Source organism: Elizabethkingia bruuniana (genome assembly GCF_002024805.1).
In the GTDB taxonomy this organism is placed as follows: Bacteria; Bacteroidota; Bacteroidia; order Flavobacteriales; family Weeksellaceae; genus Elizabethkingia; species Elizabethkingia bruuniana.
The window spans coordinates 640574-661950 of the sequence record NZ_CP014337.1 but is presented as its reverse complement, the minus strand read 5'-3'; the positions used below and the strand labels follow the sequence as shown (position 1 = coordinate 661950).

Genomic DNA, 21377 nt, shown 5'->3' with positions numbered 1-21377 from the left:
CTTCTTTGTATTATTAACACTCTGCTACATTCACTGCCACAGCAAGTCCTCCTTCCGATGTTTCTTTGTATTTGGTATTCATATCCAAAGCAGTTTCCCACATCGATTTAATAACCTGATCCAATGAAACTCTCGCATTATCCGGATTAGATTCCAGCGCGATATTAGAGGCCGTTATAGCCTTTATAGCTCCCATTGAGTTTCTTTCGATACATGGAATCTGAACAAGCCCGCCTATAGGGTCACATGTTAATCCTAAATGGTGTTCCATTGCGATTTCTGCTGCCTGTAATACCTGTTTTGGTGAACCTCCCATAATTTCGGTTAATCCAGCCGCTGCCATTGCTGAAGAGACTCCGATCTCTGCCTGACAACCTCCCATTGCTGCCGAAATTGTTGCATTCTTTTTAAATAGTGTTCCTATTTCTCCGGCTACAATTAAGAATCTTACAATATCATCGTCTGAAATATGCTCAGTAAAGCACTGCGAATACATCAAGACTGCAGGAATTACTCCACTTGCACCATTTGTAGGCGCGGTGATAATTCTTCCGAAAGAAGCATTTTCTTCATTTACTGCCAGTGCAAAGCAGCTTACCCATTTATTGATTGTACTGAAGGTTTCTTCGGCATCTACTACCAACTGAAACCATTCATTTATATTTTTATAAACTTTATCACCTAAAAGCTTTCTGTTAATACCTGCTGCACGGCGCGTCACATTCAATCCGCCCGGAAGAATACCTTCACGGTTTACCCCTTTGTAAATACATTCTTTAATCTGTTGCCAGATATATAAAGCCTGCTTGCGGGTTTCTTCTTCTGATCTCCATGATTCTTCATTTAAAAGAATAAGATCCGAAATTCTGTTAAGGTTTAGTTTATCGATATACTTTTTAATATCTTCGGCATGATGACACGGATAAAGTGTACGAACACAATTATTTTCTATTGAATTTTCTTCTTGCGTCGCTACAAATCCACCACCTACGGAATAATAATCTTTGGATATTTCCTCACCATTATTGAAAACAGCACGGAAAATCATTCCGTTAGGGTGAAAGTCCAGAGCTCTTTCCATATTCAGAATTAAGTGATGCCCGTATACAAAAGGAATCACATGTTCTCCACCAAGATTTAACTTCTGGGATTCTTTTATCTCAGCTACTTTATCATCTATTTTAGAAGTATCTATTAACTTAAAATCTTCACCACTCAGCCCCATCATTCCGGCAATATCGGTACCGTGTCCAATTCCCGTTTTGGCCAGTGAACCAAAGAATTCTACAAAAACTTCTTTTACATCTGCTATTTTATATTCGCGACGGATATGATCCAGAAACATTTCTGCTGCATTCCATGGCCCCATAGTATGAGAACTGGAAGGACCTATACCCACTTTTATAATTTCAAAAACACTAATCGATTGCATAATCTGAATTTATACAAATTTAGCATTTTATCTACAGGTAGTCAATGATAAATATGGGATATAATGGGGAAATTTGAAAATTTGATAATAAGCTAAATTATAAAGATGTTCTCGATACGCTATATTTCATTTCGCACTCGAACTGACGAGATTTTATTATAAAAAATTATAACTTATCCTTAAATATCCAGATTATGAAAACATCATATGTCTATATATTATTATGTTCAGATAATACTTATTATACAGGGGTTACTGAAGATGTATTCCGCAGATTTAATGAACACCAGGATGGAAAATATTTTGGTTCATATACCTATAATCGACGTCCTGTAGTATTAGTATACTATGTTATATTCACTGATATAAAAGAAGCGATATTATTTGAAAAGAAAATAAAGAAATGGTCTAAAGCAAAAAAAGAGGCTTTAATAAATGGGCAATATGAAGACTTGCCTAATCTTGCAAAGAAAAAATTCAAATAACCATTAGAGATTAATTGGTCTATAAAATATTTATATGACGTCACTTCGAGTGAAATTCTGAAAGAATTTTGTATCGAGAAGTTATTTCCTAAAGGTTCTATCCGACTGTTTGAAATTATATTAACTCAAAACTTTCCGTAAAATATCCGATACTTCCTTCGCCCTGGTTACGGGGAATAAATGAGACGCTCCTTTAATAATATAATCCGGAGCAGAATTTTTCACAGGGAATACTACATCTTTATCAGCAAGAATCTGAACAACTTCTTTTTGCTCCTCACCTTTCCAATTCAAAATCTGATGAATACACCATTTCAGATAATAAGGCTGTCTGACTGTAAAGTATTCATACAGCTTATCTATCCTTTTGTCATTGGCTTTACGGAAAAAAGCATAGGAAATAGCTTTCTTATTGGAGAAAAAGCTCATCGGAACTACTTTGTATAGCCGCAATAGCTGATTCCAATTAAAAAACCTAGATTTCTCATGACAGGATTTAATACTCCCCAGAATAACAATTTTTTTAGCGGGTTTCAGTTTATGAATTTCCTGTACCAAAACACCACCAAAAGAATAGCCTAATAAATAAAACGCTTTGCTATCATCTATCTTTTCTGCCATTCTGGAAATATAGTGATCAAATTCTTCATCCCTCTCCGGCATAAGCCAGTCGATAAAAACAGGCTCAATATCTTCGTTAAAAGTTATTTTGTCAAATACACGTGCATTGGCTCCCAGCCCGCTGATGATATAGAGTTTTATTTTAGAATCCTGAGGTTGCATTTAAGTACAAATATAATATAAACCGAAAGTTTCTCCTTTATAAGGCTACTCCACTTTCCAAAATACTAAATGTTTTTCTTTCATTATCAATTTCCGCCATTACACCGTAAGGAATTGTAAAAACGGGGCAAGTATGTCCAAAATTCATTTCAGTTACAATAGTCAGATCATCCCGACCTTGCTCATCTCTTATAATCTGCAATAGTATTTCGTTATACTCCTGAACATATTTATTATCATAAGGTCTTCCTAAAATCAATCCGCTAATTCTGTTAAAAATACCCTGTGCGGCATAATTTCTTAATGCCCAACAAAACTGAAGCGGGGACATCATCTCTTCTGAGGTTTCCAGGAATAAAATCTTTCCATCCCAATCAGACTCTGAAAACCAAAAATCCGTTCCTTTCAGAAATTCCAAAACATCTACACAACCACCAATCAGCTCACCTTTAACCTTTCCTGTGCCTTGCAGAAAATTCCATTGACTTTCTTGTACAAGGCTACGCTTAGTATTCTGCAATTCTGGTTCTCCCCATTCTAAACGTTCTGTTGTCCATCCGTCATGATTAGGTAAAACCTGACCTATAGGCTCTGTTGAGAAAAGAGTTTTTTTAATATCTTCTATCTGGTATTGATGCATACCCCCATTTTCGGCAAAGCCAACCAATACAGATGTTCCGTAAAAAGAAGTTAAGCCTGCCTTGTAGCAAGCCATATGGGTAACTGTAGTATCCGAAAATCCCAGGAATATTTTAGGATTATTGCGGATTACTGAAAGATCCGTAAAAGGCAACGTTCTGATACTATCATCTCCACCAATATTGGAAATAATAGCTTTTACGGATGAATCCGAGAAAGCTTCCATTAAATCTTCTGCTCTTGCCTGAGGATTTTTATAAATGTAATCAGCAGATTTCAGGGCATTTTTTGTTTCTATAACACAGAGCCCAAAAACTTCTTCCAGTTGTTTTTTTCCGGCTTCATATCTGTGCGGAAAAGTTCCTGCTCCACCCCATGAAAGAGAAAGGGTAGCAACAGTATCTCCTGGCTTCAAAAGTCGTGGTCTGGTAAGTATCATGTTTACAAAAATATAATAAAAAAACGGGAAGTAGAGGCTACTTCCCGTTTCATTAAAAATACTAACTATATTTTATTTATCTCGCAGTCACTTTTACAAGCATATCGATATCGTCTTTGATAACAACATCTTTCATACCAGCTTTATAGTTTACTCCAAACTTCTGTCTGTCGAAAGAGAACTTGTTAGACACGATGCTTACTTGCCCTTTGCTATTATTAATTTTTGCAGGGAAAGAGATAGCTTCAGTTTTACCTTTTACAGTAAGGTTTCCGTTTACTACATAGTTGTAAACTTTATCATTGTTAGCTTTTACAGAAGTAATTGTAAAGCTAGCAGTCGGGAATTTTTCAACCTCAAAGAAGTCACCATTTTTAAGGTGTCCGTTTAGTTTTTGCTGATCTTCACCAGCAACATCAGTAGCATTGACACTCGTCATATCTAATACGAAAGTACCTCCTGCAACCTGATTATTTTTCAAAACGATATTACCGCTTTTCAGATTTACTTTACCATAATGCGAAGAAGCATCAGACTTCATCACTTTATAGCCCCACCACTGGATATCAGAACCAACTACCTTTTTGGTTTGTCCAAATGCCAAACCAGCTGTCATTAATAATAGAAAACCTACCTTTTTCATGTGTTGAATTTATGTTGATGCAAAAGTATACCTTTTTTATAGACGATTGCCTTATCCTATGATAAGTTTTCAACAATCACTATAAAAACTGCATTTTTACCTTTTACGCTCTTCCATAAGCTCCATAGTAAGCAGCTCCCATCAGAGCAGTTTTACTATTCAGGATTAAGTAGATTGGAATATCTTTTAGTATATGTTCCATTTTATCACTCACGATAAAATTCTGGTGGAATTTATCTTTGTTCAGCAAATTAAAAATCTTCGGAGGAATACCACCGCCTAATAATAATCCGCCTGTTGCTTTTAGTTTTAATACAAGGTTTGTCGCCTCACGTGCCATAAAGTCCACAAACATCTCCATTGCAAGAGAACATGTAGGATCCAGCTCACGCATAGCTGTATGGCTAATAATTGCTGACGGGTCACCTTCTTCCTCAAATTTCTGAGTAAGCCATGCTGGTTCAGGATGTTTTTTTACATCACGCAGGAATCTGTAAATATTAAAGATTCCAGGACCTGAAATTACAGTTTCCCAGCTTACGATACCATAAATAGAGTTCAGGTATTCGTAAAATTCAACTTCTGTTTTATTTCTTGGAGAAAATTCAGAATGTCCGCCTTCTGTCGCAAATGGTCTTAAAGCTTTACCATCCCAGAATAACCCAGCCTCACCAAGGCCTGTTCCGGGAGCAAGAATAGCCACATTTCCGTCGATATTAGGATTTCCTTTGTGAATTGTTGCCAGATAACCATCGTTTACCTCTGCTAATCCGTACGCTGTAGCCTCCAGGTCATTGATCATTTCCACACGGTTAATACGAAGTTCGTTTTTCAATAACGATACATCCAGAGACCATGGAAGATTTGTGGTAATACATTTACCATCTACAACCGGTCCTGCTACACCGATTGACAAAACGTCCGGAAGTTCCAGTTTATAATTTTTGATAAAGTCTTTGATAATATCGCTAAAGGAGCTATAATCTCTTGATGGATAGGTAGCTTCTTCTTTTAATACCATTTTATGATTCTCAGAAACAAACCATCCTAAGTTTGTTTTGGTACCTCCAATATCTGTTGCAATTACCGAAAGTCCGTCATTATCAGCATTTTTCCAACCAGGAAGGTGCAATGGAAACCTCATTAACTCCATATTAAATAATTATTTTCCCAAAAATATAAAAAAAGCACTTAACATTTTGTTCATATAATATAAAAAAACATTATACCTTAAAAAAGCAAACAAATCATTGACTGCAAACGGATTACAGTATACTCCAAAATCAATTTTAGGCCATATCTATTTTTATACAGCAAAAAAGCTCTCCCTTTTTTGGGGAGAGCTTTTACTATTAAATATTAAAAAACTATTTACCTAATGGAATGTTGTATGCTACACCAGCGCCAATTGTTCCTGCGTTGAATTTAACATCACCAATCTGTCCTTTGTCACCTGTAAATACTTTAGTATAGTGTACAAAGAAGTTCCAGTTTTGGTTGTGGTAACCAATTTCAGGCTTCAAGTAGAAACCTCCATTTGGCATTTCAGCATTGTAAGGAGAACCATCTTTTGCTACATTGTTTTTACCTACGATAAATCCATAACCTAAGTCAGCACCACCATAGAAACCTGTACGTGCAGGGTAATATCTTAGTAATGCAGCAACCGGAATTACTCCGAAGTCATTGTATTTAACATCTCCACCTGGCGAAAAAGTTTTAGTTTTTCCGAAAAACTGATTGTATCCCGTTGCGATACCTAATCCAAAACCAGGAGTTACAATATTTTGGTAAGATAAATCAAACCCTACGTTTGCAGAAGTGTTACCTCCGGTAGAAACACCACCGTTAACACCTACTTTAAGCATATTATTCATATCAGCACTCTGAGCACTTACTAACCCTGCTGCGAAAATACCAGCTACTAAAGCCGCTTGCTTAATCATTTTCATAACATCTATTTTTTTAAATTTTACTACCATACTCCTGTAAAAAGCGTGCCAAAATTAACAAAACATTAACAAAACCTTTATACATCAGGCTTTAAACGATGTTTAAGTATTATAAAAAAAGACTTATTTTTTATATATTTTTATAAAAACTTAAAGCAATTTAATCTTTAACCTTAACGTTTAATATTAATCATACCAAAAACAATAAAGCGATATGCTCACAAATTTTGTAAAAAATAAGCATCTGTTGTGGCGGGCAGGCTTTGGTCCCAAAAGCGACAGTCTTAATCTGCTCAGTTTTGACACACTGAAACTATGGAAACAAATTCTGGCAGATTCTACAGAAGCTGATGTCCCTGCAATAAAAGTTGTGGACGATAGCAATCTGCTTGTGGATGGTAATATTAAAAACGATCCGGAGGCCAGAAAGCTCAGAAACCAGCAGCTGAATATGCAGACCAATCAGATCGCTCTGGACTGGATAGACAAAATGGCATATTCACCACAACAACTTCGGGAAAAGGTTTCTTTTTTCTGGATGGGACATTTTGCATCCCGTATACAAAACAGTAATTTTAATCAGGATCTACTGAACATTGTACGACAGCAAGCTTTGGGGAACTTTAGTGATCTGCTAAAAGCAGTCAGCCAGTCTGCATCTATGCTGAGCTTTCTGAATAACCAGCAAAACAGAAAAGGCCATCCTAATGAGAACTTTGCGCGCGAGGTAATGGAACTGTTTACAATGGGCAGAGGTCATTATACCGAAAAAGATATAAAAGAAGCTGCAAGAGCTTTTACGGGATGGGGTTATGATAAAACGGGAATTTTTCAGGAAAGGCCAAAGCTTCATGATGATGGTGAGAAAACTTTTCTGGGGCAAACCGGGAATTTTAACGGAAATGATATCCTGAATATTATTCTGCAACAAAAAGCGACCTCCAAATTTATAGCAGCCAAAATCTATCGTTTTTTTATAAATGAAACAGTCAACGATCAGATAGTAGACGAAATGGCCACAGTTTTCTACAAAAGCAATTATAATATTGCTAAATTATTTGATCATATTTTCACTTCGAAATGGTTCTATAATGAGGCTAATATAGGTACCAGGATAAAATCGCCTATAGAATTATTTGTAGGTATACAACGTACTTTGCCATTAAGCTTTGAAAAACCGGAAGTTATCATTAATTATGGTAATCTGCTCGGGCAGGTTATCTTCCGTCCGCCCAATGTGGCCGGGTGGCCGAGTGGAACCAACTGGATAGACAGCAGTACCCTACTGCTAAGAATGCAGATACCACAAATATGGAGTGGTATTATTCCTATGGTATATAAACCTAAAGAGGACGATGATACCTATATGGGACAAAAGCAACATTTTAATCCAAAGAATGCAAAAGCAAATATCAACTGGATGCAGGCGGAAACTGTATTGAAAGATCAGAATCTTGCGGATTTGCTTCTCCAGAAAAAAGTAGCTTCTTCTTCAGATGTTATTAAAGAATACTCTGGAAAATCATTTGAGGCAGATGTTATCAATCTTATGTCTGTTCCTGAATACCAACTATGCTAAATTCCTGATATTATGCTGATCAATCGTAGAAATTTTCTTAAAATAAGCTCATTAGCCAGCGCATCTCTTATGATGCCTAAATTTCTGAAAGCAATGGAATTGCCGCAGGCACTCCCGACACAAAACAAGATACTTGTTGTTCTCCAGCTTAGCGGAGGTAATGACGGACTGAATACAATTATACCGGTAAGAAATGACCTGTACTATAAAAACCGAAATGGCATATCTATCCGCAAAGAGGATGCACTCTCTTTAACTGACGAAGCTTCTATACATCCGTCTCTGACATTCTTTAAGGAATTATATGATAACGGAGAACTTGCAGCATTGAACAATGTAGGTTATCCCGATCCTGACAAATCACACTTCAGAAGTATGGACATTTGGCAGTCTGCCAGCAGCTCAAAAGATTTTTGGGAAACCGGATGGCTGGGCCGCTACCTGGATGAGGCCTGCCATACCTGCGCGCATCCAACACAAGCTCTGGAAATAGACGATATGCTGAGTCTTGCTTTGAAAGGTTCACAGAATAAGGCAATAGCAGTTACAGACCCTAAAAGACTGTTTAATTCGAGTAATGAGGCTTTCTATAAAAAGCTAAACGATTCTCATTCTCATGATGAGCAGGTGGTGGATTATCTCTATCAGACTTTAGGTAATACCATTAGCAATGCATCTTATATTCTTGAGAACACAAAGGCAAAGCCTGCTTCGTCTACCTATCCTACCACAGGATTGGGTAAAGATTTTAAAACCATTGCTTCTCTTATCAATTCAGATATCAATACTCAAGTATACTATCTGTCTGTAGGAAGTTTTGATACTCATGTTAATCAGCTTCAGACACAAAAAAATCTGTTTACTCAGATCAACGATGCTGTAAAAGCATTTATAAGTGATCTAAAAGCCAATGGCAGATTTCAGGATGTATTATTGGTTACTTTCTCTGAATTTGGCAGACGTGTAGCTCAGAATGCCAGCGGAGGAACAGATCACGGAACAGCCAATCAGATGTTTCTTATTGGCGGCGGGCTAAAGAAAAAAGGCTTGTTAAATCCATTGTCTAATCTGGAAAGACTAAATGACGGGGATCTTATCTACACCGAAGATTTCCGGAATGTATATGCTACTATTCTAAAGAAATGGCTAAATGCTGATGATCAGAAAATCCTGTCGAGACAGAATACATTTTATGACTTCATTTAGTTAGTATTAGTAGAGATATTAAGTCCTTGATACAATTCTAAAACAAAATAACTCCTGAAAAATTCAGGAGTTATTTTTTATTTTATCAATTATGAATTGGGTAAAGTTGCCGGAGACTGATCTCTTTTATCTTTACGTTTTTCAGTAATCTTTTTTATAACAAATTCAATTGCAATTGGGATCAAAAAGGCTAAAGCCGCTCTTACTATTCTTTTCATAATATTTTGTTTTTCAGCAATAAGGTACAACTTTCACGCCAAATAAAAAATAAAAGCATGGTAAGGTTTTATAAAAGCACATAGCTACATAGAATAGTTAATATAAAAAGTTTTACATAGGAAAGTAAATTTTCACACATTCATTATGCACATCCTGTATTAGTATTGAAGGTGGCTTTATATTTAATTTAATACTAAAACACGATGCTTCTATGTGGTTTAATTGATCACAAAAAAAGGCCGAAATAAATTTCAGCCTTTTCTACATTTATAATGTAATTTCTATTTTTATGCTTGTTCTGCAGGTTTGTCACCTTCAGTTTTAGCTTCTGTTGCTTCAGCTTTTGGTTTTCCTTCCGGCTTTGGAGGTCTTGGAAGAAGTACTTTTCTTGAAAGCTTCATTTTCTTACGATCGTCGTAACCCATGAATTTCACTTCTACTTCATCACCTTCTTTGTACGGAACTGTATCCAATCTCTTCCATTCGATCTCAGAGATATGAAGAAGACCTTCAGTACCTTTTTTAAGCTGAACGAAAGCTCCGAAATCCATTACCTTAACAACTTTACCTTTGTAAACTTCTCCTACAACAGGAACGAAGGTAATATCATTAATTCTTGCAATCGCTTCGTTGATCTTCTCACGGTTTGTACCTGCGATTTCAACTCTTCCGATCTCTCCGATTTCTTCAATAGAGATAACAGTATCTGTATCTTTTTGTAATTGTTGGATATTTTTACCTCCAGGCCCGATAATAGCACCGATGAAGTCTTTAGAAACTTCCAGCATTTCCATTTTCGGAGCGTGTGGTTTAACATCCGCTCTAGGTGTATCAATTGTTTCAAGGATTTTACCAAGAATATGAAGACGTCCTTCTTTAGCTTGCATTAAGGCGTTTTCCATGATATCCATAGATAATCCCTGGATTTTAATATCCATCTGACAAGCTGTGATTCCGTTTTCTGAACCTGTTACTTTAAAGTCCATATCACCTAAGTGATCTTCATCTCCTAAGATATCGGAAAGAACAGTCCATTTACCAGACTTAGGATCTGTAATCAATCCCATTGCAATACCTGATACAGGCTGTGAAATCTGGATACCTGCATCCATTAATGCCAGTGTACCAGCACAAACAGTTGCCATAGAAGAAGAACCGTTAGATTCTAAAATATCGGAAACGATACGGATAGTATAAGGAACTTCTGCCGGGATAACGTTAGCCAAAGCTCTCTGAGCAAGGTTACCGTGTCCAACTTCTCTTCTGGAAGTACCTCTTAAAGGTCTTGCTTCACCTGTAGAGAATGGCGGGAAGTTATAATGTAAAAAGAATTTCTCGTCGTGCTGTGTAATTACGCTGTCTACCATGTTAGCATCTTTAGAAGAACCTAAAGTTACTGCCGTTAGAGACTGAGTCTCCCCTCTTGTAAATACTGCTGAACCGTGAGCTCCCGGAAGGTAATCTACCTCAGACCAGATCGGACGGATAGTTTTAGGATCACGACCATCCAAACGGATGTTTTCGTTAAGAATCATCTGACGCATTGCCTCTTTTTCTACATCGTGGTAGTATACTTTAACAAAAGGTGTTACACGTGCTAATTCTTCTTCGTCTGTATATTGAGCTAAAAATTCTTCTAAAACAGCTTTGAATTTTTCGCCTCTTTCTTCTTTGTTAGATGGAGATTTAGCTACTTCATATACTTTGTCATAGCACTCCTTCCATACTTTCTCACGAATTTCTTCATCGTGATCTTCATGGCTGTATTCTCTTTTAGGGAAAGCTTTTCCTACTTTAGCAGCTAATCTTTCCTGAGCTTCGATTTGAATTTTAATTTCTTCGTGTGCAAATTTAATTGCCTCTAACATTTCCTGCTCAGAAATCTCTTTCATCTCTCCTTCTACCATTACGATAGAGTCTTTTGTAGCTCCTACCATAATGTCGATATCAGCTGTCAAAAGCTGTTCGTAGCTTGGGTTAACTGAAAGTTTTCCGTCGATTCTTACGACTCTAACTTCAGACATTGGTCCGTTGAAAGGAATATCTGTAATAGCGATAGCTGCAGATGCTGCAAGGCCTGCTAAATCATCCGGAATAGATTGTCCATCATAAGAAATAAGGGAAATCATTACCTGAACTTCAGCATGGAAATCTTCAGGGAAAAGCGGACGTAAAACTCTGTCTACTAAACGCATTGTTAAGATTTCCTGATCCGAAGGTCTTGCTTCTCTTCTGAAGAAGTTCCCCGGAATCTTTCCACCAGCGTAAAATTTCTCTCTGTAATCTACTGTAAGGGGAAGAAAATCCACTCCCGGATTAGCTTCTTTGTTTGCTACAACTGTAGCCATTAGCATAGTGTCGCCCATTCTAACGACAACCGAACCGTCTGCCTGCTTAGCAAGTTTTCCGGTTTCGATGGTAATCTCGCGACCATCTCTTAGTACAATTTTTTCTGTAATTGCTTGAGGTATACTCATAAAAAAACATCTTTATACTCCGTATTGAGTATGTTATTATTTAAACTCTTTAAATTTTCGTTCGCAAAGGTAATGAATTTGTTTTGTTTTAGCTGAAAAAGCTGGTGCAATATAACAACAACTTAACATAAGTACTATTGAGTGCTTTTATCCCTCTCACACTACTTTTCTAGCTGTCTCAGCCAATTCGCTAAACAAATATTACCGGATCCTGAAAGGACCAAATATACACTATTCTCCCTGTTCTTTTTTCAGGTTTTCAATAAGGCTTTCTAATTCGGCTATTTTATCTTTCAAAATTCTGATATCGGACTTATTACTGGAGACCTTGCTTTTCAGCATTACTGCCCTTGCTCTTCCATTATGGTCTTCATCGTCGTCATCTTCACTAATCTCTTCTACATCCTCCTGGATTTCTTCAACGTCTTCCTGGATTTCATCGATATCTTCCTGAATTTCTTCAATATCTTCCTGAATTTCATCGATGTCTTCCTGAATAATTTCAACATCTTCCTTCAAATCTTCAATATTTTCTGAACTTCTGTTAACAGACATTTGAATGAAGATGGCGAGATAGATAGCTTCCAGAGAAACGACAGTAGTAAGCACCAAAAGCATTTTGTCAAAATCTACAATCCCCAGAATTGGTAGCGCAAAGCTTACTATAAAGAAGATAGTATGCGCAATAAGAGAAGGTATAGAACCTATCCACCACATTGCACCGTTGGCTATTTTCTCTAAAGCACTAAGTTTTTCTATATTGTTTTTGGTAAGATTCATAAATATGTTTTTGTTACAAAATTAAAAAAGCAACCCTTTCGAGTTGCTTTAACAGAATTTCTTGTATCTTATTTTCTGATACCTAATTCAGCGATGATTGCTCTGTAACGCTCAATTTCAGTATTTTTAAGATAATCTAACAATCTTTTTCTTTTACCTACTAATTTTACCAATGATTTCTCAGTAGCGAAATCTTTATGGTTCTTTTTAAGGTGTTGAGAAAGGTGGTTGATTCTGAAAGTGAACAAAGCGATTTGTCCTTCAGAGCTACCAGTGTCAGTTGCGGATTGTCCGTGTTTTGCGAAGATCTCAGCCTTCTTTTCTTTAGTTAAATACATTCCAATATTATTTAAATGATTATTATGTAATTCGGCTGCAAATATACGACTAATTTCTTCATTCACAATACTGATTCTGTTTTAAAATTCAAATTCAAATAATTCAAAAAACTTTATACTTTTTTATCAAAAACTCAGTAATTGGCTGTATTTTTGTACTCTGTAAAAGAGATGAAAAAAGTACTACTTTTTGGGACATTAGCGATTATTACGACAGGACTACTGGTTAGCTGTGCTAACTTTGGTGATAGCCTGCGTTATGTAAACAATGATATCAAGTTGGGTAAGATTGGTAAAGTAGTCTACCTGAATCCTGAGATTTATCCGGAATTTGAAGGTATAGAAGAGCCTACTTACCAGGCATTTTTCAGTGCTGTAACCGATAAAATGTACAGCATGGGCAATATAAAGGTAAACAGGATCGATACACCTATGCCTTATGACACTATAGATGTGCCCACTCTAAAAACACTCTGCAATAATAACATGGCCGATCTCATTGTGGTGCCAAAAGTAAAATACTTCAAAGTAGGTTTAGGAAAGTATGTACTTTCCAATCAGGTTGTTGTAAGTATGAAAGCTTATAATAAAATGGGAGACTTTGTAATGGAAGTTGCCTACGACACCTATAGCGGAAACGGGCGCCTTGTTGGTTCTGCTGAAAACTCAGTGAAAATTGGAACTACCGGAGCTATCCAGAAAATGTTCAAAGAATTTCGCAAGAGAAAGATGCTTGGAGTGTACATTTCCTAAGGTTACAGAAAAATAATATTCCATTATAGTACTTTTTTGACAAATTCACGTTACTTTTGCAGCGAAAAATTTTGCTGTGATGGAAACAATTCTAAATCCAGCTGATGTAGCTGAAAAACTAAGCGAACTTCATGCAGATGAAAGACTGTTGGAGTTCTTAAAAGTTCCGAAAGAATATAAAGCTGACGTTTTTGCGCATCTGGACCCCAGTTTTCAGGAAGAAACCATACGCAGTATCGGCAGCAATGATGTTGCCGACATTCTTAATGCAATGACGCCGGATGACAGAACTCAGCTATTAGAAGACTTTCCCGACGAACTCATTAAATACTCTATTAATCTTCTTAACCCTTCTGAGCGTTCGGTAGCACTAAAACTTCTGGGCTATAAATCGAATTCTATTGCCCGTCTGATGACACCTTATTACATTCAGGTAAAAAAGGAATGGACAGTTAAGCATTGCTTTCAACATATAAAGAAAGTTGGTCAGAAAGCCGAAACCATGAACTTCGTATATGTTGTGGACGACCACAACAGACTGATCGATGACATGATTATTGGCACACTGCTTCTCGCTGATGAGGATCAGAAAGTTTCTGAACTTATCGATAATCATTTTGTAGCGATTACAACTACAACCACCAAGGAAGATGCGATTCATTATTTTGAAAAGTATGACCGCGCTGCTTTACCCATTATTACCGAAGCAGGTGTCCTTGTCGGCATTGTAACCATCGATGATATCATTGATGAGATAGAACAACAGACCACCGAAGACATTCAGAAATTCGGGGGATTGGAAGCCTTAGACCTTCCCTATACTCAAACCAGCTGGACAGAAATGATTAAGAAAAGAGCTACCTGGCTTATTATTCTTTTCATTTCAGAAATGCTTACCGCTTCTGCAATGGGTTATTTTGACCATGAAATTCAGAAAGCCGTTGTATTAGCTTTATTTGTACCGCTTATTATCTCCAGTGGTGGTAATTCCGGTTCTCAGGCTGCAACACTTATCATCAGAGCTATGGCACTTCAGGAAATCACACTGAAAGACTGGTGGTATGTGATGAGTAAAGAAATTATTTCCGGATTGTGCCTGGGCACAATTTTGGGTATTATTGGTTTTATCAGAATTTATACGTGGCAACATTTAGGATTATTCGATTACGGAATACACTGGCTATATGTAGCACTTAGTGTTTCTTTATCCTTAGTTCTTATTGTATTATGGGGAACTCTTTCAGGATCGATGATTCCGTTTGTACTAAAGAGGTTGAAGCTGGACCCTGCAACGTCTTCTGCTCCGTTTGTAGCAACATTGGTAGACGTTACCGGGCTGATTATTTACTTCACTGTTGCCGGGCTCTTACTAACCGGAAAACTTTTGTAAATTTGGGATAAAACCCAATCATGCGCATTATTTCTCTGGTACCTTCTCTTACCGAAAGTCTTTTAGATTTTGGTATTCCGGATATTGTAGGACGGACAAAATTCTGTATCCATCCTAAAGATCAGGTAAAAGATATCGAAGTTATCGGTGGAACCAAGAATATTCATATTGAAAAAATCAGGGCTTTAAAACCAGATCTTATTCTCGCCAACAAGGAAGAGAATATGAAAGAGCAGGTCGAAACTCTTATGCCGGATTTTAAAGTATGGGTTACCAATATTGAGAATATAGAGGACAACTATTATTTTCTGAAAAATCTTGGAAACATGTTCAATCAGAAAGAAAAGGCTCAGGCATTCAATCTGAAGATCTACGATATTTTCAATCAGTACAAACTCAATAAAAGAATAAAAGCTGCTTATTTGATCTGGAAAAAGCCTTATATGACGATTGGAAGTGATACTTTCATTCATCACTTGCTCCAGCAATTGGGGTTTGATAATATTTTCTCCGAACAAAAGCGTTATCCTGTTATCGAAATGCAGGATCTGGATGAAGCTGAAATCATTATGCTATCTTCGGAACCCTACCCTTTTCAGGAAAAGCACCTGGAGGAATTCAGGGCTGTATACCCGGATAAAAAGATTATAATTGTGGATGGGGAAGCTTTTTCCTGGTACGGAACTCATATTGCGAAATGCGAAACATACTATAAAGAACTTGTTACCACGATATAGAATATGCTCACTAAAGGCATAACCCTATAAGTTCGGAATAAAAAATATCCCCACAGCTATTAGAAGCTATGGGGATTGTATTTAATAGGAGTATTATAGCCTGTAAAAAATGGAACAAACATTAATATTCCTTTTATCTTTCTGAAGGCTTTATATCTCTGTATTTTTCTAAAATAATTTTAAATTTCTCCGCATCAACAGGCTTAAAAATAACCTTTTCACTGACCGGATTTTTTTCTAAAAAGCTCCGTGGACGTACAGGTCTTTTCTCGAATCCGCCGCCACAATTAGGGCATACATTTTCCAGAACCTGTTCAACGCAATCTTTACAAAAGGTACATTCGAAAGTACAAATCATGGCTTCCTCAGAATCTGGCGGAAGTTTTTTGCCACAATTTTCACAAATTGTACGGAGTTCTAACATTCTTATTCTACAAAACTTTAGCTACTTCTCCACAAAGCCATTCCAAAAGCTCGGTATCTTCATCTGTAAATGGATCAACAGTATGACTATCGATATCGATTTGTCCTATGTTTTTACCATCCTTAAAAATTGGCACTACAATTTCGGATTTGGTATCAATAGAGCAAGACAGATAGTTATCCTGACTGTATACATCCGGAACCACAAAAGTTTCTCCGGAAACAGCTACCTGCCCGCATATACCCTTACCAAAAGGAATTACGGTATGATCTGTTTCAGCTCCGACATAAGGACCTAATACAAGTTCCTCTTTGTCTCCGTTTCGGAAATAAAATCCGGTCCAGTTATAGTAAGCTATTTCCTGATCCAGTAATACACATACTTTTTTCAGTCTGTTTTCTACACTTTCATCTGCTGCAAGCAAATAAGAAAGTCTTTGTTTCAAGTTTTTCATTATTCTTCGAAAGCTAATTCTTTGTAACCAAACATTCCGCGTTCTTTGATGATTTCTACAACACCATCTGGTAGTTGCTCTTCCCAGCCATGTTCACAATGTGCAATTTTCTTCAGGATCTCTCTTGAATAAATTTCCAGATACTCTGGCTTGAAGCTATTGATATCTACAATACGTTTGTTCAGTTTGAAATATTTATATAATTCTTTAAGATTCGGATGTACTTTAAGATTTTCAGAGTTTAGTAACTCTCCTGTTGTTGTATCCTTGTATGGGTAAAGGTATACACGCATTCCTTTTTTGAAGAATTTCCCAAAGGCCTCAAGGATTCCTCCCGGAAGCAGTTCGTAGAAGTCTTCATCGAAGACATCCAACAGGTTGTTTACTCCCATTGCCACGCCAATTTTACCATTGGAATAGTTACTGAAGTAGTCTACCATTCTGTAGTATTCCGAGAAGTTGGAGATCATTACATTATATCCCAGTTTTGCAAGCACGTCTACTCTGTCCAGGAAGTCACGTTCGTCAATATCTCCGGCTGCACGTAAGTTGGCAATTGTAATCTCGAATAAAACCTCTGTATCTTCAATAGTTGTATTATTATCTTCAAGGAACATTTTCAGTCCATTCTCAAACATATCTACATTCACTAGTGTTACCGGGCGGAAACTTCCTCTTACCGCAAATATATTCTGTTTGTACAGAATATCTGCAGGAAGCATATTATTACCTTCGGAATTGAAAATTACAGCATCTGTCATTCCCATTTTCACTAACTGAAGAGACATCAAACGGTTATCCACGTACTCAAACGCAGGTCCGCTGAAGTCTATCATGTCTAATTCCAATTTGTCTATTGAGATATCGTCGTATAAAGATTCTATTAATCTTCTCGGGTTATCTGAATATCTAAAGGCCCCATAAATAAGGTTTACACCAAGATTACCTAATGTTTCCTGCTGTAATGTTGCATCGTTCTCTCTAAATTTTACATGGATAACGATTTCGTTATAAGCTTCATTTTCATGCAGCTGAAAACGCAGACCTACCCAACCATGTCCTTTTTGGGTTTTATCATAATTGATGGTTGTTACCGTATTGGCATAGGAGAAGAATTTTCTTCCCGGATTTTTTTCTCTGTCCAGACGTTCTTCAATCAACGAAACTTCATAACGAAGCATTTTTCTAAGACGGTTCTGGGTAACATACCTGTTTTTTGTTTCTTTTCCGTAAATCGCGTCACTGAAATCTTTATCGTAAGCAGACATGGCCTTTGCAATCGTATTAGACGCACCACCTGCCCTAAAAAAGTGCCGAACAGTTTCCTGCCCAGCACCAATTTCCGCGAAAGTTCCGTACACCGACGGATCTAAGTTTATGTTTAAAGCCTTTTGCTTTGGGGTAAGAATTTGCTTTATTAGGGACATTTTTATTTTTTTGTAAATTTATCAAAATAAATACCATCTTCAAAAAATGCGTCTTAAATTTTTAGGAACAGGAACTTCTCAGGGAGTTCCGACTATTGGATGTACCGATCCTGTTTGTCTGTCGGAGAATCCTAAAGACAAAAGATTACGATCTTCAGTCTTAGTAACAACAGATGATGACAGAAAAATATTAATAGACTGCGGTCCGGATTTCAGGCAGCAGATGCTTACCCAGCAGGAGCATAATGTGGACGCTGTACTTCTTACCCATGAGCATAATGATCACGTAATTGGTCTGGATGATATGCGCCCTATCATCTTTCGGAGCAAAAAGGATATGCCCATTTACTGCAGGCAACGCACAGGAGATGAAGTAAAAAAACGATTTCCGTATGCTTTCTCCGATGAAAAATATCCGGGAGCTCCTTCTTTTGAAATGCATTTTCTGGATAATAGGCCTTTTACACTTTTAGATACTGAAATCGTTCCTATAGAGGTTACCCACTATAAAATTGATATTTTCGGTTATAAATTTAAAAATACAGCATACATTACCGATGCCAGTGCTATATCGGATATGGAGAAAGACAAGCTAAGAAATCTCGATTATTTTATCATTAACTGCTTGAGAAAGGATAATCCACATCCTGCACATTTTATTTTGCCTCAGATTTTGGAACTTGTCGAGGAGCTTCAACCGAAGCAAACTTACCTTACCCACCTGAGCCATCATATTGGTTTTCACGATGAAATGAATCAAGAGCTGCCATCTCACATCCAGCTGGCTTTTGACGGGCAGGAAATTGTTTTTTAATTTTTTTAAAAAACTCTTTTCAGAAGCAAAAATATACCTATATTTGCACTCACAATTTCGAGTGGCCCAGTTGGCGGAATTGGTAGACGCGCTAGACTCAAACTCTAGTGCCGCAAGGCGTGCCGGTTCGATTCCGGCACTGGGTACAATTCCCGCAAACCACCTTCCACATTAGGTTTGCGGGGTTTTTAAAAGTTACATTTTTTTCTCATCTGATTTCAATCGTGTAAAACATCGTGTAAAAATGAAATCATTTACAGAAATGAAGGTTTATCCTAAAAACTGGGAAACCTTAAAATCCACAGGCAAAAAAATTTGGGAAATCCAATACACCTTTATAAATAATAAAGGCATTGAATACCCTCGAAGAATTAAAGGAATGAATCATATTAAAGATCATTCTGAGCGTGTTATAGAGACAAAAAAAATAATGGAGGATGAAACCTTCTTATTAAGCCGGGGATGGAATCCTATTACAGAAGAATTTGAAGAGATAACCGACACCATAGAACTTATTCATGGTAAAATTCCATTTTTACAATCTCTTGATATGGCGCTAAAAACATTTGATATTACCGAAGGTTCAGCAGGTGATATGAAAAATTCTCTGATACACATATTTAAGTACAGTGTAAAGTTAAAGCTACATTTAAAAGACATTCAAGATGTAACAAAAGGAGATATAAAACAATTACTTATAACCATGTCTATGGACGGACACTCTAACTACAGAATAAATAAAACCAGAACACATTTATCTAAATTTTTTGCCTTTTTCACTGAGTTAGATATATTCGAGGTTAATTTTATTGAAGGTATAAAAAGACTAGAGCATACTCCAAAAGTTAAAAAGATTATTCGAACCGATAATGATTGGGAGAAATTTCACAAGCTTCAAACTATTCACCCTAGATTACATAGATTCGCTATAATATTCTTTTATTCAGGAAGCCGCATTGAGGAAATGTTAGGTGTTACAAAAGATGATGTTGACCTAGAGAAAGGTATATTCTATATAATGCTAAAAAAAGGTGGAAAACATATCAGAACAATGAGAGCTATCAATATGAACGCTTATGATTTATGGCAGCAAGTAATGTATGAAACCGGATCTGGCCAGTATTTATTTAGTCATAATATGAAAACTGGAAGTAATAGACTGCATCGTCAAAGCGCTTATAAACTTTGGAAGAAATATGCCGCAAAGGTAGATCTTCATGTTACATTATATTCTCTAAAATATGCATTCTTAAATCAAGTATCAAAAATGCTTGGATTACAAAAAGCCCAGGAATTAGCTGGGCACACAACAGATAGAACAACTAAAATATACGCTATTGATTACAAAGAGCATCAAGTAGAACGAAATAAAAACATTGATATAAAAATTGGTTAAAATAAATCCTCCTTAATTGGGGGATTTAATATTAAAACTCTACTCCATTATCTAAAAGCTCTTCAGACATTTTAATTATTTCTTCTTCAGATGGAGGTAATTGTTGGCTTACGGTATATATATAAGATAGATGTTGCATTATTTCCTTGTCCTGTAATGCGGATAATAAAACATATAATTTCACCCTACTTTCATTTGCAAAGTAGTCCTCATCAAAGCTTGGAATATTCTGTAATGCATCTTCATATTTTGTTTTGAAGTATCCATTAAATTCAAGTCCTTTCTGTATTGCTTCTCCTGCAACTAAAGAAAAAGCATCATTCATATACCCGTCAATATCTTCCGGATCATCAATAAAATATTCTACAAGTAAACTATATATGTCCATTATACTAAAACAGCATTAAGATTTGGATTATAATTTTGAAAAGAGAATGACTGGATATCCCTATCATTTAACCATTCTTTTTCAGCTCCTTTATTAAGGACTACCGGCATTCTATATTTTGTGTTGTGGATTTCAGCCATCAACTCATTCGCCTCCGTTGTAACTATTGAAAATGTTTTCAGTTGTTCACCTGATTCCTTATCGGTCCACAATGAATAAATACCACCTAAGGCAAACGGTTTATTTCCATTGTCTAAGTGTATGAAATATTTTTCTTTCTGTTTACCTTTTGGATCCAACCATTTCCATTCATAAAAGCCATTTACTAAAACCAGACATCTTTTATGTATTGAGTTCTTAAAAGAAGGTTTTTCTGAAATAGTTTCAATCCTGGCATTTAAAGTATTCTTCTGAATATCTCTGTTTTTTGCCCAAAATGGAATTAAACCCCAGTTACCTAAAACAATTTCAGACTGGTTATTATCAGTTATAATTGGAACATTTGGATGTGCAAATCCTGAAACAAAACCTTCTTCAATATAATCTCCTTCTACAATTTTTGTATCAAAATTATCTTCCAGTTCCTTTTTATTTAATTTCATTGAAATGTAGAAGCACATAA

At 36.5% G+C, this 21377-nt stretch carries 23 protein-coding genes and 1 tRNA gene; 9 read left to right on the top strand and 15 right to left on the bottom strand.

Annotation, left to right across the window (positions count from 1 at the left end):
• Positions 1-13: 13 nt before the first annotated feature.
• Positions 14-1432: an L-serine ammonia-lyase gene (locus AYC65_RS03195; RefSeq protein ID WP_034869810.1), complete on the bottom strand. Its 1419-nt coding sequence runs from the start codon at positions 1430-1432 to the stop codon at positions 14-16.
• A 194-nt stretch (positions 1433-1626) separates the two neighbouring features.
• Here AYC65_RS03195 and AYC65_RS03190 point away from each other — a divergent pair, with 194 nt between their 5' ends.
• A complete protein-coding gene (locus tag AYC65_RS03190) occupies positions 1627-1917 on the top strand; it encodes a GIY-YIG nuclease family protein (RefSeq protein ID WP_034869811.1) in 291 nt (96 codons plus the stop codon).
• 120 nt (positions 1918-2037) lie between these two features.
• On the opposite strand, the gene AYC65_RS03185 is transcribed toward AYC65_RS03190, so the two are convergent.
• The 5 genes from AYC65_RS03185 to AYC65_RS03165 all read right to left on the bottom strand — a co-directional run bounded on the left by AYC65_RS03185 (position 2038) and on the right by AYC65_RS03165 (position 6373).
• Positions 2038-2700, bottom strand: coding sequence for an alpha/beta hydrolase (locus AYC65_RS03185; protein WP_034869812.1), 663 nt, complete (start codon positions 2698-2700; stop codon positions 2038-2040).
• Between the two features lie 37 nt (positions 2701-2737).
• Positions 2738-3778, bottom strand: coding sequence for a S66 family peptidase (locus AYC65_RS03180; RefSeq protein WP_034869813.1), 1041 nt, complete (start codon positions 3776-3778; stop codon positions 2738-2740).
• 76 nt (positions 3779-3854) lie between these two features.
• On the bottom strand, positions 3855-4421 hold the full coding sequence (locus tag AYC65_RS03175; RefSeq protein ID WP_034869814.1) for a YceI family protein: 567 nt from the start codon (positions 4419-4421) through the stop codon (positions 3855-3857).
• A gap of 103 nt (positions 4422-4524) precedes the next feature.
• Positions 4525-5565, bottom strand: coding sequence for a glucokinase (gene glk / locus AYC65_RS03170; RefSeq protein ID WP_223200293.1), 1041 nt, complete (start codon positions 5563-5565; stop codon positions 4525-4527).
• Positions 5566-5788: 223 nt separating this feature from the next.
• The gene (locus AYC65_RS03165; RefSeq protein WP_034869865.1) at positions 5789-6373 is read right to left on the bottom strand and encodes a hypothetical protein; all 585 of its coding nucleotides are present in this window, start codon (positions 6371-6373) and stop codon (positions 5789-5791) included.
• Positions 6374-6587: 214 nt separating this feature from the next.
• Between AYC65_RS03165 and AYC65_RS03160 the strand changes: the two genes are divergently transcribed.
• A complete protein-coding gene (locus AYC65_RS03160; RefSeq protein ID WP_034869816.1) occupies positions 6588-7952 on the top strand; it encodes a DUF1800 domain-containing protein in 1365 nt (454 codons plus the stop codon).
• Positions 7953-7964: 12 nt separating this feature from the next.
• Positions 7965-9158: a DUF1501 domain-containing protein gene (locus AYC65_RS03155; protein ID WP_034869817.1), complete on the top strand. Its 1194-nt coding sequence runs from the start codon at positions 7965-7967 to the stop codon at positions 9156-9158.
• 89 nt (positions 9159-9247) lie between these two features.
• On the opposite strand, the gene AYC65_RS21165 is transcribed toward AYC65_RS03155, so the two are convergent.
• The 4 genes from AYC65_RS21165 to rpsO form a co-directional block, all read right to left on the bottom strand.
• Positions 9248-9376: a hypothetical protein gene (locus AYC65_RS21165; RefSeq protein WP_255412752.1), complete on the bottom strand. Its 129-nt coding sequence runs from the start codon at positions 9374-9376 to the stop codon at positions 9248-9250.
• A 288-nt stretch (positions 9377-9664) separates the two neighbouring features.
• Entirely contained in the window at positions 9665-11854 is a 2190-nt protein-coding gene (locus tag AYC65_RS03150) for a polyribonucleotide nucleotidyltransferase (RefSeq protein ID WP_034869818.1), read from the bottom strand.
• Positions 11855-12085: 231 nt separating this feature from the next.
• Positions 12086-12634: a DUF1003 domain-containing protein gene (locus tag AYC65_RS03145; protein WP_034869820.1), complete on the bottom strand. Its 549-nt coding sequence runs from the start codon at positions 12632-12634 to the stop codon at positions 12086-12088.
• A 68-nt stretch (positions 12635-12702) separates the two neighbouring features.
• A complete protein-coding gene (gene rpsO / locus AYC65_RS03140; RefSeq protein WP_034869866.1) occupies positions 12703-12972 on the bottom strand; it encodes a 30S ribosomal protein S15 in 270 nt (89 codons plus the stop codon).
• Between the two features lie 171 nt (positions 12973-13143).
• Here rpsO and AYC65_RS03135 point away from each other — a divergent pair, with 171 nt between their 5' ends.
• The 3 genes from AYC65_RS03135 to AYC65_RS03125 all read left to right on the top strand — a co-directional run bounded on the left by AYC65_RS03135 (position 13144) and on the right by AYC65_RS03125 (position 15852).
• Positions 13144-13725 carry a hypothetical protein gene (locus AYC65_RS03135; RefSeq protein WP_034869822.1) on the top strand — a complete coding sequence of 194 codons (582 nt, stop codon included), beginning with the start codon at positions 13144-13146 and terminating at the stop codon, positions 13723-13725.
• A gap of 79 nt (positions 13726-13804) precedes the next feature.
• Entirely contained in the window at positions 13805-15115 is a 1311-nt protein-coding gene (mgtE, locus tag AYC65_RS03130) for a magnesium transporter (protein ID WP_059333790.1), read from the top strand.
• Between the two features lie 20 nt (positions 15116-15135).
• Entirely contained in the window at positions 15136-15852 is a 717-nt protein-coding gene (locus tag AYC65_RS03125) for an ABC transporter substrate-binding protein (protein WP_034869824.1), read from the top strand.
• Positions 15853-15985: 133 nt separating this feature from the next.
• Here AYC65_RS03125 and AYC65_RS03120 read toward each other — a convergent pair whose 3' ends face one another.
• From AYC65_RS03120 to AYC65_RS03110, 3 genes are read right to left on the bottom strand one after another with little or no spacing between them, the layout of a single operon-like run.
• The gene (locus tag AYC65_RS03120) at positions 15986-16276 is read right to left on the bottom strand and encodes a DUF1272 domain-containing protein (RefSeq protein ID WP_034869826.1); all 291 of its coding nucleotides are present in this window, start codon (positions 16274-16276) and stop codon (positions 15986-15988) included.
• Between the two features lie 7 nt (positions 16277-16283).
• Positions 16284-16730, bottom strand: a complete 447-nt coding sequence (locus tag AYC65_RS03115) for a GAF domain-containing protein (RefSeq protein ID WP_034869827.1) — start codon at positions 16728-16730, stop codon at positions 16284-16286.
• The gene (locus AYC65_RS03110; RefSeq protein WP_034869829.1) at positions 16730-18157 is read right to left on the bottom strand and encodes a hypothetical protein; all 1428 of its coding nucleotides are present in this window, start codon (positions 18155-18157) and stop codon (positions 16730-16732) included. Before AYC65_RS03110 ends, AYC65_RS03115 begins: the two co-directional genes overlap by 1 nt.
• 46 nt (positions 18158-18203) lie before the next feature.
• Between AYC65_RS03110 and AYC65_RS03105 the strand changes: the two genes are divergently transcribed.
• The 3 genes from AYC65_RS03105 to AYC65_RS03095 all read left to right on the top strand — a co-directional run bounded on the left by AYC65_RS03105 (position 18204) and on the right by AYC65_RS03095 (position 20367).
• Positions 18204-18971 carry an MBL fold metallo-hydrolase gene (locus tag AYC65_RS03105; RefSeq protein ID WP_034869831.1) on the top strand — a complete coding sequence of 256 codons (768 nt, stop codon included), beginning with the start codon at positions 18204-18206 and terminating at the stop codon, positions 18969-18971.
• A 64-nt stretch (positions 18972-19035) separates the two neighbouring features.
• A tRNA-Leu gene (locus tag AYC65_RS03100) sits at positions 19036-19117 on the top strand.
• Positions 19118-19215: 98 nt separating this feature from the next.
• Positions 19216-20367 (top strand): tyrosine-type recombinase/integrase, encoded by a 1152-nt coding sequence (locus tag AYC65_RS03095; RefSeq protein ID WP_078674652.1) that lies wholly within the window; start codon positions 19216-19218, stop codon positions 20365-20367.
• 31 nt (positions 20368-20398) lie between these two features.
• Here the strand turns inward: AYC65_RS03095 and AYC65_RS03090 are convergent, their stop codons facing one another.
• Both AYC65_RS03090 and AYC65_RS03085 read right to left on the bottom strand, forming a co-directional pair.
• On the bottom strand, positions 20399-20755 hold the full coding sequence (locus AYC65_RS03090; protein ID WP_034869833.1) for a hypothetical protein: 357 nt from the start codon (positions 20753-20755) through the stop codon (positions 20399-20401).
• On the bottom strand, positions 20755-21375 hold the full coding sequence (locus tag AYC65_RS03085; protein ID WP_034869834.1) for an SOS response-associated peptidase: 621 nt from the start codon (positions 21373-21375) through the stop codon (positions 20755-20757). Before AYC65_RS03085 ends, AYC65_RS03090 begins: the two co-directional genes overlap by 1 nt.
• Positions 21376-21377 lie beyond the last annotated feature (2 nt).